Source organism: Cupriavidus gilardii, from assembly GCF_008801915.1.
GTDB classification, from domain to species: Bacteria; Pseudomonadota; Gammaproteobacteria; order Burkholderiales; family Burkholderiaceae; genus Cupriavidus; species Cupriavidus gilardii.
The window spans coordinates 1-450 of record NZ_VZOV01000097.1 but is presented as its reverse complement, the minus strand read 5'-3'; the positions used below and the strand labels follow the sequence as shown (position 1 = coordinate 450).

Sequence of the window (450 nt, the reverse complement as noted above, 5' to 3'; positions counted from 1 at the left end):
AAGTCTTCATAGGTATTAATACCTAAATCAGAGCGACCGGTTGCTGAAATAATCCCTTGAGTTACAGTTTGCACTACGCCAAATGGGTTACCAATCGCTAAAACAACATCACCAACTTCATTACCACTGAGCTTAAAAGGCAATACTGGTAATTTATCTAAATCGATTTTAATAACCGCCAAATCTTTATCAGGGTCGGTGCCAACAATTGTAGCTTCTGCTCGGCGTCCATCATGTAATGCCACCACAATCTGGTCAGCTTGAGCAATCACATGATTATTGGTGAGAATGTAACCATCGGCGCGAACAATAACCCCTGAACCTAAACTATTTTCATTTTGCTGTTGTTGCTCAGGAACCTGATTTCCAAAAAATTCACGGAATACCGGATCACTTAATAAAGGATGATTTTGTTTAACTTTCTGGGTCGTAAAAATATTAACTACTGCT

At 39.1% G+C, this 450-nt stretch carries 1 protein-coding gene; it reads right to left on the bottom strand.

The window, feature by feature from the left end; all coding sequences use genetic code 11:
* Positions 1–450, bottom strand: a 450-nt coding sequence (locus F7Q96_RS26620) for a trypsin-like peptidase domain-containing protein (protein ID WP_211923543.1), incomplete at both ends; no start/stop codon positions are given.